This is a genomic window from Streptomyces sp. NPDC001027, from assembly GCF_040299045.1.
Taxonomy (GTDB): domain Bacteria; phylum Actinomycetota; class Actinomycetes; order Streptomycetales; family Streptomycetaceae; genus Streptomyces.
Genome location: NZ_JBEPBI010000347.1, coordinates 1 through 6,291 on the forward strand (window position 1 = coordinate 1; position 6,291 = coordinate 6,291).

The 6,291-nt window shown below is 73.9% G+C and carries 6 protein-coding genes; 3 read left to right on the forward strand and 3 right to left on the reverse strand.

All coding sequences use genetic code 11. The features are described from left to right. Nucleotides 1-66: 66 nt before the first annotated feature. The 3 genes from ABT300_RS40140 to ABT300_RS40150 form a co-directional block, all read right to left on the reverse strand. Nucleotides 67-471 carry an SCO2097 family morphological protein gene (locus ABT300_RS40140; RefSeq protein WP_057580028.1) on the reverse strand — a complete coding sequence of 135 codons (405 nt, stop codon included), beginning with the start codon at nt 469-471 and terminating at the stop codon, nt 67-69. 276 nt (nt 472-747) lie between these two features. Beyond that, on the reverse strand, nt 748-1,539 hold the full coding sequence (locus ABT300_RS40145; RefSeq protein WP_351686975.1) for a class I SAM-dependent methyltransferase: 792 nt from the start codon (nt 1,537-1,539) through the stop codon (nt 748-750). Between the two features lie 294 nt (nt 1,540-1,833). Continuing rightward, nucleotides 1,834-2,400, reverse strand: a complete 567-nt coding sequence (locus ABT300_RS40150) for an SAV_6107 family HEPN domain-containing protein (protein ID WP_351686978.1) — start codon at nt 2,398-2,400, stop codon at nt 1,834-1,836. Nucleotides 2,401-2,573: 173 nt separating this feature from the next. Between ABT300_RS40150 and ABT300_RS40155 the strand changes: the two genes are divergently transcribed. Genes ABT300_RS40155 through ABT300_RS40165 form a run of 3 tightly spaced genes read left to right on the forward strand, consistent with a single transcriptional unit; the run spans nt 2,574 to nt 6,260 of the window. After that, nucleotides 2,574-3,533 (forward strand): ATP-binding cassette domain-containing protein, encoded by a 960-nt coding sequence (locus ABT300_RS40155; RefSeq protein WP_351686980.1) that lies wholly within the window; start codon nt 2,574-2,576, stop codon nt 3,531-3,533. After that, nucleotides 3,505-5,589 carry a YhgE/Pip family protein gene (locus ABT300_RS40160; protein WP_351686982.1) on the forward strand — a complete coding sequence of 695 codons (2,085 nt, stop codon included), beginning with the start codon at nt 3,505-3,507 and terminating at the stop codon, nt 5,587-5,589. The genes ABT300_RS40155 and ABT300_RS40160 overlap by 29 nt, the downstream gene beginning before the upstream one ends. A gap of 44 nt (nt 5,590-5,633) precedes the next feature. Continuing rightward, entirely contained in the window at nt 5,634-6,260 is a 627-nt protein-coding gene (locus ABT300_RS40165) for a TetR/AcrR family transcriptional regulator (RefSeq protein ID WP_351686985.1), read from the forward strand. The last annotated feature ends 31 nt before the right edge of the window (nt 6,261-6,291 follow it).

Below are 6,291 nucleotides of genomic sequence, written 5' to 3' on the forward strand. Positions count from 1 at the left end.
GCCCTGCCGGGCGGTCGCCCCCTCGCCGTTGCTCGTCCGGTGGGCGGTGCTTGATGGGCGGCGGTGTCAGTGACCGCCCTGCTCGTCACGCCGGCGCTGCCAGCGCTGCTCGATACGGTCCATCATGGAGCGCTTCTGCCGACCCTGACCGCGGGTGCGCGGGGCGCCCGGGGCTCCTGCGGCGGCCTGTTCGCCGGGCTTGGGGGCCTTGCGCCAGCCGGTCACGGCGAGCACCGCGCATCCCAGCATGACGAGGAAGCCCACCACGCTCAACCAGACCTGCTTGGCGACCATTCCGGCCATGAGGAGCGCGATACCCACGAGGAAGCCAGCGACCGCCTGGTAGACCCGCCGCCGGGTGTACGTACGCAGCCCGCTTCCCTCGAGCGCCGACGCGAACTTGGGATCTTCGGCGTACAGCGCTCGCTCCATCTGCTCGAGCATGCGCTGCTCGTGCTCCGAGAGCGGCACGGAGTCCTCCTCATCGTGCAGTCGCCGGGGCGACCCCGGGGGTCCCTTCAGGATAGGCAGGGAATCGCCCCCGTGAAACCCGCCCCTCTACGCCAATTGGCCAACCGGAGCCCGCCATGGGCGTCCCGGCTCGCTGAGGTGTCCATTCCCCGGCGGCCGACCCGTCATGCCGGGCGGTCTCCCTCGATCATACGGCGCACCGGGCCCGAACGGGGGGCCTGTGGCGTACTCCATGCGCAGCCAAGCCCCTGATCAGCGGTACGACCCGGGAGGCGCTCAGCTCCCGTCGGCCCCCCGCGTCTCACCGAGCACATGGAGCTGGGTGGCCACGGAGTGGAACGCGGGGAGTTCGGCCGCTGCCTCCTCGAGCTTGAGCAGCGCGTCGAGGGCGCCGGGCTCGGTGTCCACGAGGACGCCGGGCACGAGGTCGGCGAAGACCCGGACGCCGTGCACCGAGCCGACCCGCAGGCCCGCGCCCTCGACCAGCCCGGTGAGCTGCTCGGCGGTGAAACGGCGCGGCACCGGGTCGCCTTCGCCCCAGCGGCCGTCCGTGCCGGTGAGCGCCCGGCGGGCCTCCGTGAAGTGGCCGGCGAGGGCGCGTGCGAGCACGGCCCCGCCGAGGCCGGCGGCCAGGAGACTGAGGAGGCCGTCGGAGCGCAGTGCGGCCACCGCGTTGCGGACTCCCTCGGCCGGGTCGTCGACGTACTCCAGGACGCCGTGGCACAGGACGGCGTCGTAACCGCCGCGCTCGACCACGTCGAACAGCCCGTGGGCGTCGCCCTGGACGCCCTTCACGCGGTCGGCGACGCCCGCCTCGGCGGTGCGGCGCTCCAGGGCGAACAGCGCGTTGGGGCTGGGGTCGACGACGGTGACCCGGTGTCCGAGGAGGGCGACGGGCACCGCGAAGTTGCCGCTGCCGCCCCCGGTGTCGAGCACGTCCAGCGACTCACGGCCGGTCGCCTTGACCCGGCGCTCGAGGGCGTCCTGGAGGACCTCCCAGACCACGGCGGTGCGCAGGGAGGCGCGGGAGCGGGGGTGGGAGGCGGGCGGGCGCATCGGATCCGACACGGCAGTTGACTCCTCGGCGCGGCACCGCCTCTTGCGCGGCGGAGCGAACGGGCTGCCTCCCCGGGCCCGGCCCGCGCCGGGGTGCGGGCGGGCGGAGAGGAGGCTTCAGGCGCCTTCCACCCTATTGCCTCCGCCGCCTCGACCGGTGCCGGCGGTACGGGGGCCGGCGGGCCGCGGCGGGCGGGGCCGGCCCCGGACCGCCCGGGCGGCCCGGCGACCGCTCCGGAGGCGGTGCGAGGCCGGGTGTCGGCGGGGCGGGGGGCCGCCGGGGGCGCCCGGTGGCAGGCGGGCATGTCAGCCGGCGTCCGGCAGGTCGCGTCGGCGGGCGCCGGGGCCGGCGGGGTCGTCCTCCTCGTGGCGCGGCTGGGGCAGCACCGGCTGGAGCACCAGCATGCGCTCGACGAGGCGGAGGAACATCGCCACGTCGCGGATCAGGTCGTCGGCGTCCCGGCGCCCGGCCGCGCCCTGGATGCCCGCCTCGGCACGGGCGCGCCGTCGGGCGCCGGAGGCGAACAGCGCGCTCCACTCGGTGAGTTCGGGCGCTATCTCGGGGAGCACCTCCCAGGCGCTGCGGATGCGGGCGCGGCGGCGGGAGGGGGGTTCGGGGCGGCCCCGGGCGGCGAGCACGGCCGCCGCGGTGCGCAGGGCGGCGAGATGGGCCGTGGCGTAGCGGTCGTTGGGGGTCTCGAGGGCGGCCGCCTCCTCCAGACCGGCGCGGGCCTGGGCGAGCAGGTCGAGGGCGGCGGGCGGGGCTGTGGTGCGGCGGAGCACGGGGTGCACATCGCTCGCCGGGCCGGTCAGTGAGGGGGCAGGGCCGGTGGCGCGGCGCCGGTGTGCGGCGGCTGCGTGGTGGTTGGCCATGACGAACCTCCTGTCGTCAGTGTGACGGCACGTCCGATACGGGCTGCCGTATGTGCCCATCGTGCGGTATGCCACTGACAATCCGTTCTGACCTGGGGCTTTGCTTCGATCGAGAGTTCGGGCTAGTTTTTGCACTGACCAGTCAGTTCAAAAATCGCCAGGGGGAGCCAGTGGTGGACGCAGTGGTGGACGGAGTCGGGGTCGGCGTCGGGGTCGCAGCAGACGGCTTGGGGCTGCGAGGCCCCCGCGGATGGGTGTTCCGGGGTGTGGACGTCGACGCGGCGCCGGCTTCGTTGATCGCGATCGAGGGGGCCTCCGGCTCAGGCCGGACGAGCCTGCTGCTCGCCCTCACCGGGCGGATGAAGGCCACCGAGGGGACGGCGGCCGTGGGGGCGGCCCGTCTGCCCCGGCAGATGGCCGCCGTACGGCGCGTCAGCGCGCTCGCGCACGTCGCCGGTGTGACGGACCTCGAGCCGGCCCTGACCGTCGGCGAGCACCTGCGCGAACGGGCGCTGCTGCAGAGGCGGTTCGACGGCTCCGTACGGGATCTGCTGCGACCGCGCGCACAGCGGGAGGCGCGCACGGCGTCGCGGATCGACGCCGCGCTCGCCGCCGCCGGGCTCGACCGCGAGTCCCTGCCCAAGGGCGCGCGCACCGCCGTCCGCGATCTGGAGCGCGTCGAGGCCCTGCGGCTCTCCGTGGCGCTGGCGCTCATCGGGCGCCCTCGGCTGCTCGGCGTCGACGACATCGACCTCAAGCTGACGGACGCCGAGCGGACCGAGGTCTGGACGTTGCTCCGATCGCTCGCCGAGGCGGGGACGACGGTCGTCGCCGTGTGCGGCGGCGAGGCTCCCGAGGGCGCCGTCCGGGTCCGCACGGACACCCACGCCGACACCGAGACCGACGCCGAGACGGACACCGAGGCCAACGCCGAGGCCAACGCCGACGCCGACGCGGACGGGGACGCGGACGGGGACGCGGACGCGGACGGGGACAAGGGCACGGACAGGGACGGGGACAGGAGAACGGGCGCGGGCACGGACGCCGCGACCGCACAGGGCGACTCCGGCGCCCGGACCTACGACGACGAGGAGGAGAAGGCGCATGCGCACGCCGAGACTGGCCGCGCTTGAGCTGCGGCGGTTCAGCCGGGGCAGGCTCCCACGGGCGGCCCTGGTCGCGCTTCTGCTGCTGCCGCTGCTGTACGGAGCGCTGTACCTGTACTCCTTCTGGGACCCGTACGGCAGGCTCGACCGCATCCCCGTGGCACTCGTGAACGACGACAGGGGCGCGACCGCCGACGGGAAGCGGATCGCCGCGGGGGACGACATCGCCGCGAAGCTGCGGGACAGCGCGGTCTTCGACTGGCACGAGGTGAGCGCCCAGGAGGCACGCGCGGGCCTCGAGGGCGGCAGGTACTACCTGTCGCTGACCATGCCCGCCGACTTCAGCCGGCGGATCGCCTCCAGTTCCGGCGACTCCCCCGCGACGAGCGCCCTCCAGGTGCGCACGAACGACGCGAACAACTACATCGTCGGGCAGATCTCCCGGACCGTCTTCAGCGAGGTGCGCACGGCCGCGTCCACGAAGACCTCCCGGACCTTCCTGGACAAGATCTTCGTGTCGTTCTCCGACATCCACGGCAAGACCCAGGAGGCCGCGGACGGGGCCGACGACCTCACGGGCGGCATCGGGAAGGCCAAGAAGGGCTCCAAGGCCCTCGCCGACGGGCTGGGCGACGCCAAGGACGGCAGCGGCAAGCTGGCCAAGGGACTGACCAAGCTCGACGAGCGGGCCGACGCCCTCGAGGACGGCTCGCAGAAGGTCGCGGACGGCACCCAGGCGCTCGCCGACAAGGTCAACGGCTTCTCCGGGGCGATCGGCCCCTTCCTCCAGGACAACGAGAAGACCATCGGCGACACCGCCCGGCTCGTCGCCGACTCCGCCGAGCTGATCGACGGCGATCTGGCGGCCCTGGTGAAGGCCGCGCCGCCCGCCGCCAAGGCCGCCCGCACGGCCTCCGACGCCCTCGCGGCCGTCCACAAGGCGCGCTGCGAGACGCCCGTGCTGCCCGACCCGGCCTGCGCCGAGCTGGCGAAGGCCAAGGACTCCGCCGCCGACGTCGCGACGGTCGCCGACGACGTCGACACGCTGATCGCGGACCAGAACGGCGACCTGAAGACGCTCCGCACGAACCTGGGGGCCCTGCGCAAGCAGGCGCGGTCCCTCGCCGAGGACGCCCCGCATCTCTCCGAGGACCTCGCCGACGCCGTGACCAAGGTCAACGCGCTGAACACGGGCGCCTCGAAGGTGGCCAAGGGCGTCAAGAAGCTGAACGGCGGGCTCGGCGCAGCCAGGACGGGCTCCGTCGACCTGGACGCGGGCGTCGGCAAGCTGGAGACCGGCGCCGAGAACCTCGACGGCGGCATGTTCAAGCTCTCCGACGGCTCCGGCAAGCTCGCCGACGGCCTGCACGACGGCGTCCGGCGGATCCCCGACTACGACGAGCGCCGGCGCGACGCGCGCACCGCCGTCATGGCCGACCCCGTGCGGCTCGTCTCCCAGGACCTGCACAAGGCGCCCAACTACGGCACCGGATTCGCCCCGTACTTCATCCCGCTGTCGCTGTGGGTGGGCGCGATGGTGGCGTACATGCTGATCGCCCCGATGAACCGGCGTGCGCTGGCCGCCGGCGCACCTGCATGGCGGATCGCGCTGGCGGGCTGGCTGCCGGTGGTGGCGATCGGGGTGCTGCAGACCACCGCGCTGATGGCCGTGCTGCACTGGTGGGTCGGTCTCGAGATGGTGCGGGCGGCGGGCACGGTGGGCTTCCTGTTCGTGGTGTCGGCGTGCTTCGCGGCGCTCGTGCAGTGGCTCAACGCGCGCTTCGGAGCGGCGGGCCGCATCCTCGTCCTCGCCCTGCTGATGCTGCAGCTGACGTCCGCGGGCGGCACGTATCCCGTGCAGACCAGCCCCGGGTTCTTCAACGCGGTCCACCCGTATCTGCCGATGAGTCACGTGGTCGACGCGCTGCGCCGGCTCATCACGGGCGGCGGCCTGGGACCGGTGTGGCAGGCGTGCGCGGTGCTCGTCGCCTTCACCGCGGGAGCTCTCGCGCTGACCGCCCTGTCGGCGCGCCGCCGGCAGGTGTGGACGCCGTCCCGGCTGCACCCGGAGCTGACCCTGTGAGGATCCGTCGTCCGGGCGGCCGGGTTCCTGTGACAATCGGGACCATGGAAAGCAGCACCGCCCCGGGCGGCCGCACCCGCCGCGAGGCCACCCGGCAGAAGCTCTACGAGGCGGCCGTCACCCTCATCGCCGAGCAGGGGTTCTCCGCGACCACCGTCGACGAGATCGCCGAACGGGCCGGCGTCGCCAAGGGCACGGTCTACTACAACTTCGCGAGCAAGTCGGTCCTGTTCGAGGAGTTGCTGCGGCACGGCGTGGGCCTGCTCACCGCCTCGCTGCGCGAAGCGGCCGAGCGCACGGCCCGGGAGGGCGGCGGCAGGGTCGACGCGCTGGACGCGATGATCCGCGCGGGCCTCGTCTTCATCGACCGCTACCCGTCCTTCACGCAGCTCTACGTGGCCGAGCTGTGGCGCACCAACCGGGCCTGGCAGTCCACGCTCATGGTGGTCCGTCAGGAGGCGGTGGCCGTCGTCGAGGGGGTGCTGCGCGAGGGCGTGGACAACGGCGAGTTCAGCGACGAGATCGACGTGCCGCTGACGGCGGCCGCGCTGGTCGGCATGGTCCTGGTGGCCGCCCTGGACTGGCAGGCCTTCCAGCCGGAGCGGTCGCTGGACGACGTCCATTCCGCGCTCTCCCGGCTGCTGCAGGGAAGGGTCAGCGGGCAGCGGTAGCCGGACGGCGCACGCGCGTGCCGGGGCGGAC

Bases quoted from the DNA above. Each gene is read 5' to 3' on its own strand.
- ABT300_RS40150 (WP_351686978.1), bottom strand. From the start codon at position 2,400: ATGGCCAACCACCACGCAGCCGCCGCACACCGGCGCCGCGCCACCGGC.
- ABT300_RS40160 (WP_351686982.1), top strand. From the start codon at position 3,505: ATGCGCACGCCGAGACTGGCCGCGCTTGAGCTGCGGCGGTTCAGCCGG.
- ABT300_RS40165 (WP_351686985.1), top strand. From the start codon at position 5,634: ATGGAAAGCAGCACCGCCCCGGGCGGCCGCACCCGCCGCGAGGCCACC.